The organism is Mycolicibacterium flavescens (assembly GCF_001722335.1).
GTDB classification, from domain to species: domain Bacteria; phylum Actinomycetota; class Actinomycetes; order Mycobacteriales; family Mycobacteriaceae; genus Mycobacterium; species Mycobacterium flavescens.
Window position 1 is genome coordinate 262,710 of record NZ_MIHA01000005.1, and the last position, 18,359, is coordinate 281,068.

Sequence of the window (18,359 nt, forward strand, 5' to 3'; positions counted from 1 at the left end):
CCACTATAACAGAACTGTTATATGCCTACTGGCATCAACGCACCTGACCCGACGCCAGCGCGAGCACTTCCTCCGGCGACAGCGGACTGGGCGGATGGTAGGTCAGACACCACGGCGCGACGATGCGGTGGAAGGCCTGTCCTTCGGTGGCGACGTAGAAGTTGCCCGAGCGCAACCGGCTGATGTCGGACACCAAACCGCCTTTCGCTCTTGCCATTTCCTTGGCGGACTCGATCTGCGCCGGCGCGTTGAGCAACCCGTAGAACTGCGTGGTCGCGTTGCCCGGGATCTGGTTGTGCAGCGACTTGGGCGCCTGCGTCGCGAACACCAGGCCCAGCCCGTACTTGCGGGCCTGCGACGCCAGCGCCAGCGTGCTGCGGGTGCACGCGGTGTAGCCCTTCGACGGCGCCAGCGTCTGCGCTTCGTCCATCACCAGCAGCCCGCCCAGCGGTCGGTCACCCGCCGGGTTGCGCTTGATCCACGCGAACAACGCCATCTGCAGCTGGTTGACGAACCCCTGGCGCTGCTCATCGGACGGCAACCCGATCATGCTGATCACCGACACCCGCGCCCGGTAACCCGGCGACGGGGTGAGCAGCACAGCCGGGTCGACGGGTGTGCCTGCTCCGCCGAACAGCGGGTCGTTGACCATCGACGCGCGAAGGTTCTGCCCGAGATCGGAGGCGATCTTCCGCGCGTCGGCCAGGCCGCTGGCGTCGTCGGGCAGGTCGTTGAGCACACCGATGAATCCGGCCAACGTGGGATCCGGTTGTCTTCCGTAGTGCTGCAACGCCTCTCGCAGCACGGCTCGGGCGCGGTGGCCCTTCTGCGTCTGCCCGGTGATCGACGCCCGCGGTTCCAGCGCCGCCGCCGCCGACTCGACCGCGTCGTTGAACTCGTCGTCGTCGTCGAGCACGCTGGCGAAGTCGGGCAGCGGCTGAAACGCCAACGGCCGCCCGCTGTTTCGCCGCGGTGTCCACACCACCACCTCGGTGTTGGCCAGGTACGCCTCCGCGCGCTCGCCGTCGGAGCGCCGCCACCCGTTCGGCGGTTCGGGCCACGCGGTGCCCAGCCGGGCCAGGTCGTTGTTGGGGTCCAACACGATCGACGACACCCCGCGCAGCGCGCACTCCTCCACCAGCCGCCGGATCAGCACCGTCTTGCCCGACCCCGATCCGGCGAACACCGCGACGTGCTTACGCAACGTCGACAGCTCCACCGACACGGTCGCGTCGCTGCGCAGATCGGCGCCCAGCGGCAGTTCGTCGTCGGGCACGAAGTCCGGGGTGTCGTCGATGACGACGGGCGCCACCGGTTCGGGTTCAGCCGGCGGCGGAGGCGCGACCCGGCCGTCGTCGCCGAGCACCTGCTGCAGCAGCGCCAGACCGTGCGCGGGACGACGCGCGCGCAGCCAGCCGGGCAGGTCCGGGTCGTCCTCGGCGATCAGGTCGCGCAGCGCGATCATCGACCGCAGGTCGTCGTCGGTGAGCGCGACGGTGCGCCCGCCGGCGCGGTGGAACTCCTCGACCAGCGCGGCGGTCTTCGGGCCCGTCGGCCACGGCGTGTTGCGCAGCAGGAAGAGTCGGCGGCGGTTGGATCCCTCCCCCATTCCCGTTGCGCTCCAAGTCTTCTTGATCCGGTTCTGCGCGGCCAACGCGTTGGTGGCGGCGATCGCGCGGAACGCCCAGTGCCGCTCGTCCTCGGTGGTGGGGTCCAGGCTCTGGCGCAGCCGCGCGTGCAGCACGACGTGGCTGCCCGGCGGCGGGTCGCACGAGTACGACTGGTAGTCCTCGTCGCGCTCGGCGATCCACGCCGTAAGCGCGGCGGACAGCAGTTCGGGCATCGCGGTGTCCTCGCCCTCGGCGTCGAGGGCCGCCGCCGGGACCGCGCGCTGCCGGTAGTCGGCGAAGCGGCGGTCCAGCGCGGAAGAGACCGGCCCGGGCTCCGGGTCGGGCGGATCGACCGGTTCGATGCTGAGACGGTCGAGTTCGGTCACCGCACCGCGCTTGAGGCACAACCGCACATGCGCGTCGGCGATCTTGAGCAGGTGCCGCGGCGTCTGGTCGGGCGCGTCGGCGAACGCCTCCGGCCGGATCGGCCAACTCGGATACGGCGGAATGAAGCCGACCTCGGCGTAGGCGGCGGCGAACCGTCGCTCCAGGATGGCGCGGCCGAGGTCGGCGCTGGGCAGGCCCTTGAGCGGGGTGGGCTCGCGGAAGCGGTCGGCGACGCTGGCCGTCGCGTCGCGGCGGATCCGCTCCCACACCGCGGGCAGGCACGCCACCACGCCGACCGTGCGCCGCATCGTCTGCCGCACCGACATCAACCCGTCGGCGACCTGGTGCAACACGTCGTCGTCGTGCTCACCCGGAGCGTCGGTACGCGAAACCGATTGCGCCAGAAGCGTGTCGATCTGGTCGAGCGCCAGCACCGAGGGCCCGGCGAGTGCGACCAGCCGGGACACGTCGCGCACGCACTCCTGCGCCGACTCCGGTGACGCGCGCAGACCCCAGGTGCTGCGGTCGTCGCCGCCGAACTCGTCGCTGGCCTGCAGCCAGGCCTCACCGATGTCGTGCACGCTGAGGTCGGTGGCGGCCAGCAGCACCAGCGCGCGCAGCGTCTGGTGGCAGTCGCGCACGGGGTCGCGACGGGCCTTGGCGAGCGCGTTGACGAACTTCGTCAGCGTCTCGGGCTCGAGGTCGTCGTCGCCGATGATCGCGCGGCGCTCGGCGCGGCTGACATGCGCGATCGACGACAGCTCCCACAGCAGATCCTTGAGCTGGGTCTCGCGCGCCGCGCCCGGGCGGCCGAGGCTTTCCAGCACACCGCTGCGCACCGACTCCCAGAAGCTGGCGGCGTCGAGCAGTTCGACGACGAAGAAGAACCCGCCCTCGGCCTGCACGCGTTCGCGGACCTGCCCGAGCAGATGCGTCTTGCCGGACCCGGCCGAGCCGCGCACGACGACGCCGAGCGGCGCGGAGACCGGATCCTTGGCAGCGTCGCCGAACGCGTCCATCACGTCGTCGACGGCGTACTCGTTGAGCCCCGGCACGTGCGTGCGGGCCTGCGGGCGCCAGAGGTCGTCGGTGGTCGGAGCCCAGGTCAGCCGAAGCGAGGCGAGCGCTTCCCGTTCCGCGTCGCGCATCAGCCCTCGATCGCGATGAGGTGTTTGGGCTGACCGCCGATGTCGACGGCGGCGTCGCGGTCGGCGGCGGTGAGCACCTTCTGGTTCTCCTCGGGGATCAGGCTGACCCCAGGTTGGCGGTACAGCGTGCGCAGCGCGGCGTCGACGTCGGCGCGGTCGGCGTCGGGCACGGCGGACCGCAGCGTGGTCAGGCTGACCCAGCCGCCGGGGCGCGGTGCGAGGTCGACGTAAGCGCGGCGGATGCGGTCGTCGAGCGTGAGCACGTCGTCGGTGTACCCGAATACGTCGGCCAGGCTGAGGTCGGCGCCGTCGAGGTAGCGGCCGAGCGCGCCGAGCACGGTGTAGAGCGTCTTGGCGGCGCCGGCGGCGCGCGGCGGCGGGCCGGCGGTGACGAGGTCGCGGCAGGTGCGCCAGCCCTTGTCGGTCAGCTCGTGCACGAGGCGGTTGCCCTGGCGGGTCGACTCGATCAGGCCGAGGCGGTTGAGCTTGTCGCGGCCGGGCTTGTCGAGCTTGGGCCCGAGCGCGACGAGGTCGGGGTTGGGAACGGGCCGGGACCGGGCCATCAGCACGAGAAGGACGGCTCGTTCGGTTCCGGTCAGGTCAGACGGTGCGACACCCACCCTTGCCAAGTTAACGACTCCGCCGACGCAAATCGACACGAGCGTAACGATCGGCGCAGAGGTCCCGATAACACCGGCAGCAACATCAACCTCATGAACCTCAGTCGGGGAGGTCGCATGCGACGGCAGTGGAAGACGATGCTCGGTGCGGTGATCGTGGCGGTGGCCGCGGTGCTCGCCGACGTGGGGGTTGCAAGCGCGCAGCCACCGATCGTCGCGGCGAAGGACTTCTCGAAGCCGGCGATCGTCATCCTGGGTTATGGCCTCATCGACAACGGGACGATGCGCCCGGTGCTGCGGCGACGGGTGCTGACCGGGCTGACCGTCGCGCAGTTCTTCCCGCAGTCGCCGATCATCGTGACGGGCGGCAACCCGCGCGGCGGTAACACCGAAGCGGGGCAGATGCGCAAGATGCTGATGATGCTCGGCTTTCCGGACAATCGAATCATCGTGGAGGACAAGGCGAACAGCACCGTGCAGAACGCGCGGTTCTCGGTGCCGCTGGCGAAGAAGGCGGGCGCGTCGGGGATCATCCTGGTGACGTCGTCGACGCATCAGGACCGCGCCGACGGCAACTTCGCGGACGCGGGCGGCAACGTGCTGGCCACGGTGAGCTACCCGGACGGCAACCCGTCGGTGAACGTCGCGCAGTTCGCGCGCGACGCGATGAGCCCGTTCCTCAACATCACCTAAATCTGCGCCGAACGTGGGTTACCCGCACGCCAATCGGCGCATCGGCGTGACACGAGCCCACACTCGCCGCGGGGATAGGCGGCGTAGGGTGCGAGCCGTGCACGTCGACGTGATGACCACCCCGCAGCCACTCCAGGACATCGGCGGCCTCGCCCGCCGGACGCACGACGCAGGCTTCTCGGGGATGCTGTTCACCGAGACCGGCCGCACGCCGTACATGAACGCCGCACTCGCGGCGCAGGCGGCGCCGGACCTGGAATTGTCGACGGGCGTGGCGGTGGCGTTTCCGCGCAGCCCGTTCATCACGGCCGCGACGGCGTGGGAGCTGCAGGAGGCGACGGGCGGCAAGTTCCGGCTCGGCCTCGGCACGCAGGTGCGCACCCACGTCGTGCGCCGCTACGGCGTCGACTTCGAACACCCGGGCCCGCGGCTGCGCGACTACGTGTTGGCCGTCAAGGCGTGCTTCGCGGCGTTCCGGACCAACACGCTCGACCACCACGGCGAGTTCTACAACCTCGACTTCATCACCCCGCAGTGGAGCGCGGGCCCGATCGACGCGCCGGATCCCAAAGTCGATGTCGCAGCGGTGAACCCGTGGATGCTACGGATGGCCGGCGAGGTCGCCGACGGTGTCCACGTCCACCCCCTCGGCGAGCCGGGTTACATCGCACGCCATGTGGTGCCCAACGTCGCTGCGGGAGCGGCGAAGTCGGGGCGGTCGCTCGACGACATCGCGGTGATCGTGCCGGTGATGACGATCGTCGGTGACACCGACGAGGAACGTCAGCGTGAACGCGAACTGGTGCGCGCCAGCATGAGCTTCTACGGCAGCACCCCGAACTACGCGTTCATCTGGGACGAGGCCGGCTTCGAGGGGACGACGGCGCGGATCCGCGAGAAGCAGAAGGCCGGCGACTTCAAGGCGATGGCCGGGCAGATCACCGACGAGCACATCGCGACGTTCGTCACCGAGTCGACGTGGGACGGGTTGGCCGACGCGCTGATCGACCGGTACGGCGACACCGCGACGCGCATCGTGCTCTACAACGCGCTTTCCGATCCCGACCGCTTCGAGCGTTACGGCGAAGTGGCGCAGCGCATCCGAACCCGCTAGTCAGGCGACGGGACGGATCGCGGGCCTGCCACCGTCGACATCGAGGATGGTGCCGTTGACGTAGCTGGCCGCCGGCGACGCGAGAAACGTGACAGCACTGGCGATCTCGTCGGCGTCGGCTGCGCGGGCCAGCGCCGTCGTGCGGCCCATCCCCTCGATACCGTCGGGACCGAAGTCGGCGGTGCCCGCCGTCCGTGTCGGGCCGGGCGAAACCCCGTTGACCCGCACGCCCCGGGCGCCGAACTCATCAGCCCAGAGCTTGGTGAGCAGTTCGAGGCCCGCCTTGCTGGCACCGTAGATTCCGGCGTCGGCGGCCGGCCGGCTGGCCGCGACCGAAGACACGTTGACGACGGCACCGTCGCCGCGCGAGAGCATGCCCGGCACCAACTTCTGCACCAGCACGAACGGCGCGCGCAGATTGGTGTTGATCTGCTCGTCGAAGTCGGCGTCGGTGGCGTCGAAGGTGGCGATGACGGGATAGATGCCTGCGTTGTTGACGAGAACGTCGACCTCACCCGCCTCGTCGGCGAGCCGGCGCACGTCGTCGGCATCGGAGAGATCGGCGGCGACGAAACATGCGCTACCGCCAGCGTTTTCGACGTCCTGGACGGTTTTGGCGCCGCGCTCGGCGTTGCGGCCGTGCACGACGACTTCGGCCCCGGCCGCAGCCAGTTGTACGGCGACGGCGTAGCCGATGCCCGCGGTGGCGCCGGTGACGAGTGCGGTCTTGCCGGAAAGGGTCATGAGGGCTTCAAGTTCAGCGTTGGGCGGTTTATTCCGGTGCGCCGAAGCGCGAGCCCTAGACTCTGCCGCATGTCGCAGAATTACGAGGATTTCGCGCGGTCTTGGCAGCAGCGGTTCACGTTCTACGACCACTACGGGGTGCCGAATACCTCACCGGAGAGCCGGGAGGCCTACAAGCAACTGTCTTTCATGGACAAGCTGCGGCTGACCAACAACATCTGGGGTCTGCTGTTCGGGCCGATCTACTTCTTCGTGAAGGGCATGTGGCGAAAAGGCCTGGTGCTGTTGGGCGCTGTGGTCGTGTTGGCGACGATCGCCATCGGGCTCGACGTGCCGGACATCATCGACCGCGCGCTGTCGCTGATCGTGCCGGTGTTCGCGATGACGACCGCGAACTACGCCTACTACCTCCACGCCGTCAAGGGCGACCGGTCGTGGAACGTCTTCGAAGGCCTCAGGCGCAGCTGATCACCACTGGGATCCGCACACCGTGCAGGTCCAGTCGTCGCCTCGGCCGCGGGCGCAGCCGCGGTAGTTGTCCCACGGCGGGAAGTCCAGGTGGAACGTGTGGCCGAACTGCGCGCTCTGCGTCCGCTGGGCGCCGCAGAACGGACAGCGCGGATGTTGGGAGAACACGTAGTCGATCAGGCTGGTGAAGCCGCCGTCGGCCATGGCCGTGTCGCACCGCGGGCACAGCACCCCCGGCCAGTCCGCGGGAAGCTTGGGCAGCCAACACTTGTCGGGAATCGGCCCGAAGTAGTAGCTGGGCACGTTCGTCGGCTCCATGATCACCACTTCCGGCCGCTCGCGCTCCGGGTAGTCGACGGTGCGGATGCGAAAGGCGTTGCGCGCGTCGTCGCCGATCAGGTCGAGGACCGCGCCGCACCCGGTGCAGCGGCCGCGCGAATGCAGCAACGTCGCCGCGGCAGCCGTGGTGGAGTGACCCAGGCGTGCGTCGCGGGCGGAGCCGCCGTCGCAATCGGTGAGCGCAAGCCGCATGCGGGTCGCGGCGTCCCCGCGCAGCTGCCAGGCGTGGCGCGGGTCCTGCTCGCGGGCCAACCCGACGACCTTCGCCAGGGTGCCGAGGTCTACCAGGCCAGGGCTCGGCAGGCCCCAGGTGATCTCGGCGCGGTTGAAGCAGCCGTCGGAGCCGATGCGGCCGAGGCGCGTCATGACCGACGGCGGATCGGTGTTCAACACGATGGCCACCGGGTCGCCGATGTGGGCCTCCCCGAAGCCACTGCGCCACGGCCGGTAGGACGACCGGTCCTCGAGCAGCGTGATGACCGCGTCTTTCCAGTCGCTGCCGACGACGATGTGCAGACGTTCGATTTCCGTTTGCGTCACTACGCCATTATTCCAGGCGGGTACGACAATTCACCGCCCTGGAGGTTTGCTAGATCACCAGAGCACAGCGATCGCGGCGGCAGTGAACGACAGCACGCCGATCGTCCAGAACATCGGGCGCGGGATCGGGTTACCGGTGCGCTTCTGACGGGCGCTGCCCATGCCGAGGACGCCGCCGAGCACGATGAGGATGACGAGCTTGACGCCGATCTTCGGATAGTTCAGTTCGACCCCGGCGGGCCACGGCGCCGCGAGGGCGAGGCCGGTCAGCAGGGAGAGCAGCAGGCCGTAGTCCATGGCGCGGGTGGTGCGGAAGCGCTGAGCCAGGGCCTCGGCGGCCCAACCGCCGAACGTGATCGCGAAGCCGACGATGTGCAGCAATACAACTACGTTGCGTAGTAGCTCCATGGGCCGAGCTTAGCGCGGATCTGTCGGATTCCCGGTTTAATCTCGGCGGATGCCGCTGCGAAACCGGGTCGCGCCAACCGGGGAGATCATCCGACAGCCGCTCGCGGCACGTACATGGGCAACCGCGGGATCCTGCACGACGGTAATCAACGGATCGTCCGTCAGGCGCGCAACCGCGCGTGGCTCATCTACCGCTCGTTCGTCGACGCCCTCAATCGCGGTGAGGCCCTATCCATCGCCAGCGCAACAGAACTGGACCGCCGGCTCCACGCCTCGCGGCGGGCCCCACACGCGGTTGCCCCGATCGTGGACCTACCCGACGGCGTGTTCGTCCGCCTCGGCGACGACTGCTGCCTCAAATGGGCCGGCGCCCTGCACCGTTGGACCCCCGAGGGTTACGTCGACGCGGACGCCGGTATCGAGAGGGCGACCGTCCTGACGCCGGCGTTGTCCGTCGGGGCGCTGCGACACGGGTACCGCGTCGACGCTCACCCGTCGGTCAGACGGTGAAGCCGCCGTCGACGTTGAGATTCGCGCCGGTGATGTATCCGGACTCCGGGCCGGCCAGGAAGCTGACGAACGAGGCGACATCGGTGGTGTGGCCGTAACGTCCCTGTGTTGTAACGGCTTTGAGGCTCTCTGCAAAGTCGCCCTGGTCCGGGTTGGCGTCGGTGTCGATCGGTCCCGGCTGCACGTTGTTGACGGTGATGCCGCGGTCGCCGAGGTCACGGGCGAGCCCGCGGGTGAACGACGCGACCGCGCCTTTGGTCATGCCGTAGACAGACAGTCCCGGGCCGGGGATGCGGTCGGCGTTGATGCTGCCGATGTTGATGATCCGGGCCCCGTCGCCGAGGTGTTTGACGGCGGTGCGTGTCGTCCAGTACATGCTGCCGATGTTGATGTTCACGAGGCGGTCGAACTCCTCGGCTGGGAAGTCGTCGATCGGCGCGATGTGCGCGACGGCGGCGTTGTTGACGACGATGTCCAGCCCGCCGAGTTCGGCGGCGGCGCGCTCGACGGCGGCGATGCTCTGCTCGCGGTCGGCGGCGTCGGCCTGAATGGCCAGCACGGTGGCGCCGTTGGAGGTCAGCTCGCCGACGAGTTTGTCGGCGTGCGCGCTCGAGGCCGAGTACGTGAATGCCACGGCGGCGCCCTCCGCGGCCAGTCGCCGCACGATTTCGGCGCCGATGCCGCGCGATCCTCCGGTGACGAATGCGCGACGTCCGGTCAGCGGTGCTGAGCTCATGGTCCAGGCCTCTCTGTAATTACGAACCGACGTGTTACTTAGTACGCTGAGGTCAAGCTCGTCACGACGCGGGACATTCCCGTGTGTGACCGGCATCACAGGAAGGGTTGGTGGGGTGGTGGCCGTCGGACGTCCGCGCGAGTTCGACCCGATCGAGGTCGAGGATGCCGCGATGAGGCTGTTCTGGGAGCGCGGGTTCGACGGAGTCTCGATCTCCGACGTGACCGGGGCTACCGGGGTGAACCGGCGCAGCATCTACGCCGAGTTCGGTTCGAAGGAAAGGCTTTTCGAGCGGGCCTTCCAGCGCTACCTCGCCGGCCCGAGCAGCTATACGGCCGAGGCGCTGACCCGGTCGACGGCTCGCGAGGTGGCCGAGGCGATGATGCACGGCGCGGCCGACACGGTCAGCGGTGAGGTGCCCGGCTGCCTGACTGTCGGCGAGGCGCCGGGTCTGGCGGAGTGGCGGGACGAGACGGTGCATCGTTTGGCGGAGCGCTTCGATGCGGCCGACGACGTGCCGTCAGGGGTCGACACGGTGGTGGTGGCGCGGTGGGTCGCTGCGGTGTGCCAGGGGATCGCGATCCAGGCGCGCAGCGGAGCTACCCGCGCCGAGCTGCACGCCGTCGCGGATCTGGCGATGAGGGCGTGGCCGTGAACCTGGGCTTGGACGGACGAGCCGTGGTGTCGGTCGCAAATGACTACACGGTGCGCATGAAGTTGACGGGCGGTCACTTCGTTTCCGTCGAATCACCGTTCACCCTCGATGATCTCGCGCTCTCGCCAGAGACTGATCCCGTCGAGGCGTTCACCCCGGTACGACAGTTGGTGGGGCAGACGATCGAGACCGCGACCGCCGCAGACACCGGTACGCTGCGCGTGGCTTTCCGCAACGGAACACAGTTGGTCGTCGAGCCGGACGCCCATTACGAGTCGTGGAACCTCGCGAAGCCGAACGGCGCGTTGATCGTCTGCACGCCGGGCGGCGAGTTGGCGCACTGGAAACCGGACGCCGGCAACTAGACCGCGTCGTCCAAGTCCCACCCCGTGACCTGCTCGAGTAATCCGCGCTTGTAGCCCGACCGCAACGCGTCGACCATCGCGATCGTGTCTAGCGTCAACTCCTCGCGAATCCCGACCCGCGCGTGCGCGTAGGGGATGAACGCCCGCAACGGATCCGGTGCGTCGAGCGCGACCTCCAGCGGGTAGTCGTGGTAACCCTCCTCGAGATCCGGGCACCGCAGCGCGAACCGAACGCGAGTCTCGCTCCACCGCAACGGATTCTGAAAGCCCATGACGAGGTCAACCAGTAACTCCGGGTGGCGTTCGTGCGTGAATGGCGCCGCAAGCTCGGTTGCGAAGAACTCGTCGCAGACGCGCTCCGCGTCCTTGCTGTACATGGTCAGCGACCGCTCTCGGCCGCCCTCGGGCATCGCATTGACCCACCACTTCACGAGCGCACGGTAGTGCGGCACGCGGTCTGACTCGCGTCTGAACGCGTATCCCGCCAGCGCATCCTCGGTCCATGCCCGGGCATCGGCCAAGGACATGTCTACGAAGACGTCGTCGGGCCACTTCGCGGCACCCCGCGCGACGATCTCATCGATCGGCGCGCCCAGCGCAACCGCATCCCTGACGCCCGGCAGTGCGACGTGCCCGACGCGAACAATAAGGGTGATCTCATGCCGGTCGCCGATACGCGCGCCCATCCACAGTTCGTCGAAGTCACCGAGGACATCGGTTCTGTGCACGGCGCGGTACACGTCGACGTCCGGAAGAGCGCTGATCCATCGCGCCAGGTGCCGGTCGCGTGCGGCCAGTTCGCGGCGGCATCGCTGTTGGAGCGACGGCTCGTCGACGAGAAGCTCCGCGGCGACCGCGAGCAGAGCCGTCGTCTCGTGCGTGCGGGTACGGAGAAGCCAGCTCACGCAGTTGTCGGATCGCGACTTCACGAGGTTGATCAGGACGCTCGCGAGAGTGAGCAGGCCGAGCGGATGCCCGCCCTTCATCGCGTCGCGGATCAGGCGTCTCACTGAACGTTCGACGGGGTCTCGCTTCCTGGCCCGTCGCAGATCCCGTCGGGCTTGTTTGGCCTTGCGTGCTCGTCGCTTGTCTCCCATGCCGCCGAGGCTACGGAGGGGGTGTGACATCGCTCACAGGGCTGGCGGGCGTCGATTACTGGTTTGAACGCCGCGGCCAATACCATCGCAGGAAGCATGACCGACATCGCCCCCGCCGCTCCACCTGCCCGTACCTCCGCCGAGGCGGCGCGCCGCCGCACCTTCGCCGTGATCAGCCACCCCGACGCCGGCAAGTCGACGCTGACCGAGGCGCTGGCGCTGCACGCGCGCGTCATCACCGAGGCCGGCGCCGTGCATGGCAAGGCCGGTCGGCGGGCGACGGTGTCGGACTGGATGGAAATGGAGAAGGCCAGGGGCATCTCGATCACGTCGACGGTGCTGCAGTTCCCGTACCGCGACTGCGTGATCAACCTGCTCGACACCCCCGGCCACGCCGACTTCTCCGAGGACACCTACCGGGTGCTCACCGCGGTCGACTGCGCGGTGATGCTCATCGACGCCGCCAAAGGCCTTGAGCCGCAGACGCTCAAGCTCTTTCAGGTGTGTAAGCACCGCGGCATTCCGATCATCACGGTGATCAACAAGTGGGACCGCCCCGGCCGCTACGCCCTCGAGCTCGTCGACGAGATCCAGACCCGCATCGGGTTGCGTCCCACTCCCCTGACCTGGCCGGTCGGCATCGCCGGCGACTTCAAGGGCGTGCTGGACCGCCGCGGCGGCCAGTTCATCCGGTTCACCCGCACCGCGGGCGGGGCGACCGCTGCGCCCGAGGAGCACATCGCGGCCGAGGACGCGCATGGGGCTGCCGGTGACGACTGGGACACCGCGGTCGAGGAGTCCGAGCTGTTGAGCGCCGACGGCGGCGACTACGACCGCGAGGAGTTCCTCGCCGGGACGGCCTCGCCGACGCTGTTCACCTCGGCCGCACTGAACTTCGGTGTGAACCAGTTGCTCGACGTGCTCGTCGAGTTGGCGCCGTCGCCCAGCGGAGCGGTCGACGTCGACGGTCAGCGACGCACCCCGGACGCCCCGTTCAGCGCGTTCGTGTTCAAGGTGCAGGCCGGTATGGACTCCGCGCACCGCGACCGCATCGCCTACGCGCGCGTCGTCTCAGGAACATTCGAGCGCGGCGACGTGCTCACCCACGCGGCCACCGGCAAGCCGTTCGTCACCAAGTACGCGCAGTCGGTGTTCGGTCAGCAGCGGTCCACGCTCGACGACGCCTGGCCGGGTGATGTCATCGGCCTGGCCAACGCTCAGGCGCTGCGTCCCGGCGACACGCTGTATCGCGATGTGCCCGTGAAGTTTCCGCCGATCCCGAGCTTCTCGCCCGAGCACTTCGCGGTCGCGCGTGGCACCGACCCGAGCAAGCACAAGCAGTTCCGGCGCGGCATCGAACAGCTCGAGCAGGAGGGCGTTGTGCAGGTGCTGCGCTCGGACAAGCGCGGCGAGCAGGCGCCGGTGTTCGCCGCGGTCGGCCCGATGCAGTTCGAGGTGGCCGTACACCGGATGGCCGCGGAGTTCGGCACACCGATCGCGTTGGAATCGCTGCCGTATCAGGTGGCGCGCGTCGTCGATCCGGCCGACGCGGAGTTCATGGACAGGCAGGTTTCCGCGGAGGTGCTGACCCGCAGCGACGGCGTCATGCTGGTGCTGTTCTCGACGCCGTGGCGGCTGGAGGGTTTCCAGCGCGACAACCCGGACATCAAGCTCGGGTCACTGGTCGCTGCCTAGCTCGTTTGGGCGCCGCGCGTTCAGAGCGACGCGTAGACCGCGGCTTCGAAACCGAGGATCGTCTCGACCATTTTGTCGTCGAAGAACGGCAGCAGCTGCGTCGCGATGACGGCGGCAATACCCGCCTTGCGGTCGATCCAGAAGTAGCTGTTGAACAGCCCCGACCAGTCGCCGGATCCGGCGCTGCGCATACCGGGCAGGTCGACCTGGTAGACGTGGAAGCCGAGGCCCCATCCCTGCGGAACAGGCAGCAGCTCAACGGCTTTCGCGAGCTCAGGCATGGTCGGTTCCATCTTCTTCGGGAGCGGCGCGCCGTTGAGGTGATCCTGCAGCGCGAGTTCGACGGTCTCCTCTTTGAGGATGCGCGTGCCGTCGAGCTCGCCACCGTTGAGCCAGGCCCGCACGAAGCGGCCGTAGTCGGCGATCGTCCCGTACGAGCCGTGGCCGGCCGCGTCCCACTCCGGCTCCGCCGGCAGGTCGAGATCGGTCTCCACGAGGCTGCCGTCCGGCGCCCGGAAGCGGACGGGCAGCAGCCGCGAGCGCTGCTCGTCGTTGGGCGCGAAGCTCGACTCGGTCATGCCGAGCGGGCCGTAGACATGCTCGGCGAGGTACTCACCCAGCGTCTGACCGCTGACCGCCTCGACGACCATGCCGACCCAGTCCGTGCTGACGCCGTACTCCCAGACCGTGCCGGGGTCGTGGACAAGCGGCGCGCTGATGCTCTTCTTCTGTCCGGAAAACGGGTCGGGGAAGTCGTTTTCGGTGCAGAAGCGGTAGAGCTTCTCGTTGAGGAAGTGGTAGCCGCAGCCCGAGGTGTGGTTCATCAGTTGCCGCACGGTTGCCTGCGTCTTGGGTGCGCGCAGAACCGGTTGGTCGCCGTCGAAGCCGTCGAGCACCTGAAGCTCGCCGAACTCGGGCACGATCGACGCCACGGGTGCGTCGAGGTCGACGCGTCCCTGCTCGACGAGTTGCAGCGCTCCGGTGGTCGCCACCGCCTTGGTCATCGACGCGTTCCGGAACAGCGAGTCGGGTCGCGCGTCGCCGGCCGCGCCCTCGTACAGAACGCCGTCGCGCCCGACCACCGTGGCGGCTAGGCCGTGCAGCGAGCCGTCGGCGGTCACGCCGTTCAGCAGTTCGTCGATCCGTTCGAATGCCATACGAAGCCCCTTTGCTCCCGTCGATGCGACCTCATCGTACGGGCAGGGGCGAAAGCACCCGATCGAACGCACTCGTTTATTTGCGTGCGATCAACCCGTTAAGGCCTTATCGCCCTAGCTCGGCATCCGCGAATTCTGCACTGCGGTCGTTGTTCGGGCGAAATCACTGCCCTGGTGCAGATTTCGACGCAGCTCTATGCCGGGCGGACTGAGGCGGGTCACCCGGATGCGAATGCCTGCAGTTTCTCCGCGAGTTCTGTCAGCTCGAGATCTCCCTCAACAGCGACGGCATTCATGAAGTTCTCGGCGTCGTCGACGTCGAAACCGGGGTTCAACTCCACACCGTTTATGTACAGGAACGTCCACGTGGCGGCCCACGCAATGCGCTTGTTGCCATCGACCAACGCGTAATTGCGCGCCAGGGACTGCAACAGGGCCGCCGCCTTGGTGAACAGGCCGGGGTAGGCATCAACTCCGAAAGCGGTGGCTTGTGGCCGGGCCACCGCAGCGTCGAGCAAGCCATAGTCGGACACCCTCAGCTCGACTCCCACGGCTGCAGCGCCGGCGACCAGAACGTCGTCGCGGTCCAGGTACTCGGTCACGCCAGGCGGCGATTGAGCTCTGCGCTGCGTTCTGCGACGATTCGCGCCCCTTCACGCACGCGGCGCTTGTGATCGCTCGCGGCATCGAGAGCGGCGCGGTGCACGAACGCGCGCAGCGACAACTCGCCCGCGGCGGCCGCGGTGCGCAACTGCTCCATCTCTTCGTCACTGAAGCTGATGTTCAAGGCCGGCATTCTTCGACGGTACCGAACTCAGTACCGACTCCAGTACCACTTTCGTCCCCGGCACCGGTCGCGGCTCAGCCGACGCGTTCGAGTTCGTGCTCCCGGGCGCCTCGACGAGACACGATGACGGCCGTGATGACGCCGATCACCGCCCATACGATCGCCTGGTTCACCAGCGAGTAGACCCGGAAGTCCGCGAGCACCTCGGCCGGGAAGCCGTCGAGCAGCAGTCCGGCCGGCCCACTGACCGGTCCGGGCACCTCGTGGAAGCTCGGCAGCAGCGCCATCGCGCCCACCATCACGACGAGATAGCCGCCGACCGCTGCCGCGCCGGCCCGCCAGGCGCCCCATCGCCGCGCCCACGCCAACCCCACCCCAACCGCCACCGCGGCGCCGACGACGGACAGCGCCGTGATCGTCAGGAACGCCGAACTGCGTTCCGGCACCGTCTCGTCCAGCCCGACGCTCGGCGGGTTGGCCGGGTACTTCAGACCTGGCATCAGCGCGACGGTCACGAACATCCCCGCCGCGCTCAGCAGCGCCAGAGCGGCCGGGTCGGGCCGGAACCCGCGTCGTTCCAGCACCGTGGGCAGGACGCCGTGCACGACGGCGAACAACACTCCCATGATGACGCCGAACGCGATGATTCCCGTTGCCGCGCCGAGGTTCTCCTGCACCGAGCAGGTGAACAGCTCGTGGCCGTGCGCGTGCCCGCCGCCGAGATGCTCTTCGGCGTGCTCACGTTCACCTTCGTAATCGATCGCGGCGGCGATCAGCGGCGCGATCATCACCCGGCTGAACACGAACGCCACCACGCCGGCGACGAAGCCGGGCAGCAGATAGCGGACCACCGAGTTCAGTGGCATGGGAAGCCCAGCAGGTGACGGCCGTCGTGCAGGAACTCGTGGATGTGGGTGTCCGCACCGAACACCGACACCGCGCCCTGGTCGAATCCGACGAAGTAGTAGGCGATCAGCGCGAGCATGGTGATCGCCGCCAGCCGGAACGCGCTCGCCAGGGCGGCGCCGCGCACGTTGACGCGCGGAATACTGAGGGTGGTCATCGACGGGTTCTCCTAGTGGTCGTGGTCGTGCGCGAGGGCGTGGTCGTTGGCGTCGGTGAGCACCGGCGCGGTCAGCAGTTGGTGACGGTCGACGAGCTTGTCGAGCGCGGCGACCCAGTGGTCGTAGTACTCCCACTGTCCGCGTTCGCTTTCCGGCTTGCTCTCCCAGTCCCCGATCGTGGCGATCAGCTCCTGCTGGAACTCGCTCCAGTCGTAGTGCCGGAACTCCGAGAGCGCCAGCGCCAGCCCGAACGCGCGGCGTTGCCACTCATGGTCGAACTGCGGCGCGGCCTGATCCGTGGTGCAGGTCTCGTGCAGCTTCATGACGCCGGCCCCGCCGCCGCCACACCGATCATCGACTCGGTGGTCACCAGGTCCATCAGCATCTCGTCGGTGAAATCCTCGGTGCCGGCGGGCCGTTCGGGGATGACGAACCAGCGGGAGTGTCCGCTGGAGTCCCACACCTTGATCTCGGTGTCGGCGGGCAGTTCCAGACCGACTTCGGCGAGCACCTTGCGCGGTTCACGCGCGGCGCGTGACCGGAACGTCGGGTCCTTGTACCAGTACGGCGGCAGCCCGAGCACCGGCCACGGGAAGCACGAGCACAGCGTGCAGATCACCAGGTTGTGCACGCCGGGGGTGTTGGCGACGGCCTGCAGGTGCTCGCCTTCGGCGCCGGCCATGCCGTCGGGGAAGTCGAGTTCGGCGATGGCCGCCGGGGTGTCGGTGACGACCTTCTCGGCGAACTCCGGGTCGGTCCAGGCCTTCACGACGATCTTCTTGCCGTTGAGCGGGGTCATCTCGGTCTCGAAGTAGGCGAGCACCTTGTCGACGGTCTGCGGGGTGATGACGCCCTTCTCGATCAGCAGGGATTCCAGCGCGGCAACCTTTTTCGCGCTGGCTTCCTCCCGGTCGCGTGGGTAGGCGAACTGGTCGGTCATGACTCCTCCTCGATCGGTTCCAGATAGGCCTCGAACAACTCGGCGTACAGGGACAGCGGGCCGCCCTCGGCGCGCGGGCCCCAGATCTCGGCCGGGTCGAACTCGACGATGTAGATCGGCATGGGGTCGCCGATGCCGTCGCCGGTGTGGCAGAAGTAGGCGTAGTCGCCTTCGAAGACGCGTTCCACGGTGCCGGTGCGCCCGCGCAGGTAGCCGGGCAGGCGGCTGTGCGCGTCGGCGGGCACGTTGGTGATCCGCACCGCGGAGCCGACGGCGAACTTGGGGTGCGCGACGTCGCGGCGCGGGCTGTCGCCGTAGCGCAGATACGCGATCACCTGGTCGTCGATCTCCGGTGGCCCGTCGGCGTCGGCGGGCGACAGCGAGGCCATCCGTTCGGCGAGCTCCTCCTCGGTGACGTAGCCCTTGTCGAGGAAGAACTGGGTGATGCCGCCGAGCCACTTCTCGTAGTAGCGGAACTTGAAGTAGTCGAACGGGTTCATCGCCTCGGCGCCGGTGCGCAGGTCGGCCCACGTCCACTCATCCTTGAACGCGGTCGGCACCTCGTCGATGGGATAGGCGGGCAGCGCCGAGCCGAGGTGGTTGGACAGGCCCATCATCGCGACGTGGATGCCGAATATGCGTTTCTCCCAATCCTCCACGAACACACGCCTTTCCAGCGTCAGCGGTTCGGGCAGACCTTCGAGGCCGCCGAGATAGTGCTGCAGTTTCATCAGGCCGGGGTTCCTTCCGGGGCTTCGGTGGCGACGGGTTTCTTCGTCGTCGCGGTGGCCACGTACTCGGAGAGGATCCCGAAGGAGGCTCCGAGGATGCAGGCGACCGCGGCGACCAAGCCGGGGTGCGAAATGCTGGTGACGGTGATGGTGTTGCCGGTGCCCGCCACTGTCGAGACGGTGGAGGCGAATCCGACGACGACGGCCGGGGTGGTCGACAGCAGCGGCACCCACGACGCCTGCACCATCAGCGCGCTGCCGACCCCGACGGCGATCGCGGTGACCAGCAGGCTGCCGCCCATCAGGTGCGCGGCGTACAGGCTCGCCGAAGCGATGACCACGCCGACGAGGTTCGACGACACCGACCGCACCCAGCCGGCGGTGCCGCCGCCGACGAAGAAGAACGACGCCCATGCCAGGAACACCACCCAGATGGGCACCGTGATGACTTCGGCGGTCAGTGCGACCGCCAGCCCGCCGAGGACGCCGATGCTCAGCGTCAGGGCTGTCCGAGAATCCATGGGCTCACTTCCTTGAGGAGAACGGCTGAA

Annotated in this window: 24 protein-coding genes; 8 read left to right on the forward strand and 16 right to left on the reverse strand. The window is 68.4% G+C overall.

Annotation, left to right across the window (positions count from 1 at the left end; genetic code table 11):
• Positions 1-34: 34 nt before the first annotated feature.
• Both BHQ18_RS09190 and BHQ18_RS09195 read right to left on the reverse strand, forming a co-directional pair.
• Positions 35-3,145: a helicase HerA domain-containing protein gene (locus BHQ18_RS09190; RefSeq protein ID WP_069413266.1), complete on the reverse strand. Its 3,111-nt coding sequence runs from the start codon at positions 3,143-3,145 to the stop codon at positions 35-37.
• A complete protein-coding gene (locus tag BHQ18_RS09195; RefSeq protein ID WP_109789231.1) occupies positions 3,145-3,765 on the reverse strand; it encodes a hypothetical protein in 621 nt (206 codons plus the stop codon). The genes BHQ18_RS09190 and BHQ18_RS09195 overlap by 1 nt, the downstream gene beginning before the upstream one ends.
• Before the next feature lie 117 nt (positions 3,766-3,882).
• Between BHQ18_RS09195 and BHQ18_RS09200 the strand changes: the two genes are divergently transcribed.
• On the forward strand, positions 3,883-4,458 hold the full coding sequence (locus tag BHQ18_RS09200; RefSeq protein WP_069413267.1) for a YdcF family protein: 576 nt from the start codon (positions 3,883-3,885) through the stop codon (positions 4,456-4,458).
• A gap of 97 nt (positions 4,459-4,555) precedes the next feature.
• Positions 4,556-5,572 carry a TIGR03617 family F420-dependent LLM class oxidoreductase gene (locus BHQ18_RS09205; RefSeq protein WP_069413268.1) on the forward strand — a complete coding sequence of 339 codons (1,017 nt, stop codon included), beginning with the start codon at positions 4,556-4,558 and terminating at the stop codon, positions 5,570-5,572.
• Here the strand turns inward: BHQ18_RS09205 and BHQ18_RS09210 are convergent, their stop codons facing one another.
• Positions 5,573-6,316: an SDR family NAD(P)-dependent oxidoreductase gene (locus tag BHQ18_RS09210; RefSeq protein ID WP_069413269.1), complete on the reverse strand. Its 744-nt coding sequence runs from the start codon at positions 6,314-6,316 to the stop codon at positions 5,573-5,575.
• Positions 6,317-6,385: 69 nt separating this feature from the next.
• On the opposite strand from BHQ18_RS09210, the gene BHQ18_RS09215 reads away from it, so the two are divergent.
• Entirely contained in the window at positions 6,386-6,784 is a 399-nt protein-coding gene (locus tag BHQ18_RS09215) for a DUF2628 domain-containing protein (protein ID WP_069413270.1), read from the forward strand.
• Here the strand turns inward: BHQ18_RS09215 and BHQ18_RS09220 are convergent, their stop codons facing one another.
• Together BHQ18_RS09220 and BHQ18_RS09225 are read right to left on the reverse strand one after the other, a co-directional pair.
• Complete coding sequence (locus tag BHQ18_RS09220) at positions 6,785-7,663, reverse strand: hypothetical protein (protein ID WP_069413271.1); 879 nt, start codon at positions 7,661-7,663, stop codon at positions 6,785-6,787.
• Positions 7,664-7,717: 54 nt separating this feature from the next.
• Positions 7,718-8,071, reverse strand: coding sequence for a Fe-S protein (locus tag BHQ18_RS09225; RefSeq protein WP_069413272.1), 354 nt, complete (start codon positions 8,069-8,071; stop codon positions 7,718-7,720).
• A 114-nt stretch (positions 8,072-8,185) separates the two neighbouring features.
• Between BHQ18_RS09225 and BHQ18_RS09230 the strand changes: the two genes are divergently transcribed.
• Positions 8,186-8,581, forward strand: coding sequence for a hypothetical protein (locus BHQ18_RS09230; protein ID WP_234794122.1), 396 nt, complete (start codon positions 8,186-8,188; stop codon positions 8,579-8,581).
• Here the strand turns inward: BHQ18_RS09230 and BHQ18_RS09235 are convergent.
• Positions 8,571-9,317: a 3-oxoacyl-ACP reductase family protein gene (locus tag BHQ18_RS09235; RefSeq protein WP_069413273.1), complete on the reverse strand. Its 747-nt coding sequence runs from the start codon at positions 9,315-9,317 to the stop codon at positions 8,571-8,573. The two genes, BHQ18_RS09230 and BHQ18_RS09235, sit on opposite strands and share 11 nt — an antisense overlap.
• Before the next feature lie 118 nt (positions 9,318-9,435).
• On the opposite strand from BHQ18_RS09235, the gene BHQ18_RS09240 reads away from it, so the two are divergent.
• Both BHQ18_RS09240 and BHQ18_RS09245 read left to right on the forward strand, forming a co-directional pair.
• Positions 9,436-9,972 carry a TetR/AcrR family transcriptional regulator gene (locus BHQ18_RS09240; protein WP_069413353.1) on the forward strand — a complete coding sequence of 179 codons (537 nt, stop codon included), beginning with the start codon at positions 9,436-9,438 and terminating at the stop codon, positions 9,970-9,972.
• A complete protein-coding gene (locus BHQ18_RS09245) occupies positions 9,963-10,337 on the forward strand; it encodes a DUF6188 family protein (RefSeq protein WP_234794123.1) in 375 nt (124 codons plus the stop codon). The genes BHQ18_RS09240 and BHQ18_RS09245 overlap by 10 nt, the downstream gene beginning before the upstream one ends.
• Here the strand turns inward: BHQ18_RS09245 and BHQ18_RS30470 are convergent.
• Positions 10,334-11,023 (reverse strand): hypothetical protein, encoded by a 690-nt coding sequence (locus BHQ18_RS30470; protein ID WP_234794124.1) that lies wholly within the window; start codon positions 11,021-11,023, stop codon positions 10,334-10,336. The genes BHQ18_RS09245 and BHQ18_RS30470 overlap by 4 nt on opposite strands.
• Here BHQ18_RS30470 and BHQ18_RS30475 point away from each other — a divergent pair.
• Positions 10,997-11,350 (forward strand): hypothetical protein, encoded by a 354-nt coding sequence (locus BHQ18_RS30475; protein WP_234794125.1) that lies wholly within the window; start codon positions 10,997-10,999, stop codon positions 11,348-11,350. The two genes, BHQ18_RS30470 and BHQ18_RS30475, sit on opposite strands and share 27 nt — an antisense overlap.
• 180 nt (positions 11,351-11,530) lie before the next feature.
• A complete protein-coding gene (locus tag BHQ18_RS09255) occupies positions 11,531-13,129 on the forward strand; it encodes a peptide chain release factor 3 (RefSeq protein WP_069413275.1) in 1,599 nt (532 codons plus the stop codon).
• Between the two features lie 20 nt (positions 13,130-13,149).
• Here the strand turns inward: BHQ18_RS09255 and BHQ18_RS09260 are convergent, their stop codons facing one another.
• The 9 genes from BHQ18_RS09260 to BHQ18_RS09300 all read right to left on the reverse strand — a co-directional run bounded on the left by BHQ18_RS09260 (position 13,150) and on the right by BHQ18_RS09300 (position 18,329).
• On the reverse strand, positions 13,150-14,286 hold the full coding sequence (locus BHQ18_RS09260; RefSeq protein WP_069413276.1) for a serine hydrolase domain-containing protein: 1,137 nt from the start codon (positions 14,284-14,286) through the stop codon (positions 13,150-13,152).
• 218 nt (positions 14,287-14,504) lie between these two features.
• Complete coding sequence (locus BHQ18_RS09265; RefSeq protein WP_069413277.1) at positions 14,505-14,888, reverse strand: type II toxin-antitoxin system death-on-curing family toxin; 384 nt, start codon at positions 14,886-14,888, stop codon at positions 14,505-14,507.
• Complete coding sequence (locus BHQ18_RS09270) at positions 14,885-15,082, reverse strand: antitoxin Phd (RefSeq protein ID WP_069413278.1); 198 nt, start codon at positions 15,080-15,082, stop codon at positions 14,885-14,887. The genes BHQ18_RS09265 and BHQ18_RS09270 overlap by 4 nt, the downstream gene beginning before the upstream one ends.
• 65 nt (positions 15,083-15,147) lie before the next feature.
• Positions 15,148-15,939, reverse strand: coding sequence for a CbtA family protein (locus BHQ18_RS09275; protein ID WP_069413279.1), 792 nt, complete (start codon positions 15,937-15,939; stop codon positions 15,148-15,150).
• Positions 15,930-16,136, reverse strand: coding sequence for a CbtB domain-containing protein (locus BHQ18_RS09280; RefSeq protein ID WP_069413280.1), 207 nt, complete (start codon positions 16,134-16,136; stop codon positions 15,930-15,932). Before BHQ18_RS09280 ends, BHQ18_RS09275 begins: the two co-directional genes overlap by 10 nt.
• A gap of 12 nt (positions 16,137-16,148) precedes the next feature.
• Positions 16,149-16,460: a nitrile hydratase accessory protein gene (locus BHQ18_RS09285; protein ID WP_069413281.1), complete on the reverse strand. Its 312-nt coding sequence runs from the start codon at positions 16,458-16,460 to the stop codon at positions 16,149-16,151.
• Entirely contained in the window at positions 16,457-17,077 is a 621-nt protein-coding gene (gene nthA / locus BHQ18_RS09290) for a nitrile hydratase subunit alpha (RefSeq protein ID WP_069413282.1), read from the reverse strand. Before nthA ends, BHQ18_RS09285 begins: the two co-directional genes overlap by 4 nt.
• On the reverse strand, positions 17,074-17,808 hold the full coding sequence (gene nthB / locus BHQ18_RS09295; RefSeq protein ID WP_069413283.1) for a nitrile hydratase subunit beta: 735 nt from the start codon (positions 17,806-17,808) through the stop codon (positions 17,074-17,076). The genes nthA and nthB overlap by 4 nt, the downstream gene beginning before the upstream one ends.
• Entirely contained in the window at positions 17,808-18,329 is a 522-nt protein-coding gene (locus BHQ18_RS09300; RefSeq protein ID WP_069413284.1) for a DUF1097 domain-containing protein, read from the reverse strand. The genes nthB and BHQ18_RS09300 overlap by 1 nt, the downstream gene beginning before the upstream one ends.
• Between the last annotated feature and the right edge of the window lie 30 nt (positions 18,330-18,359).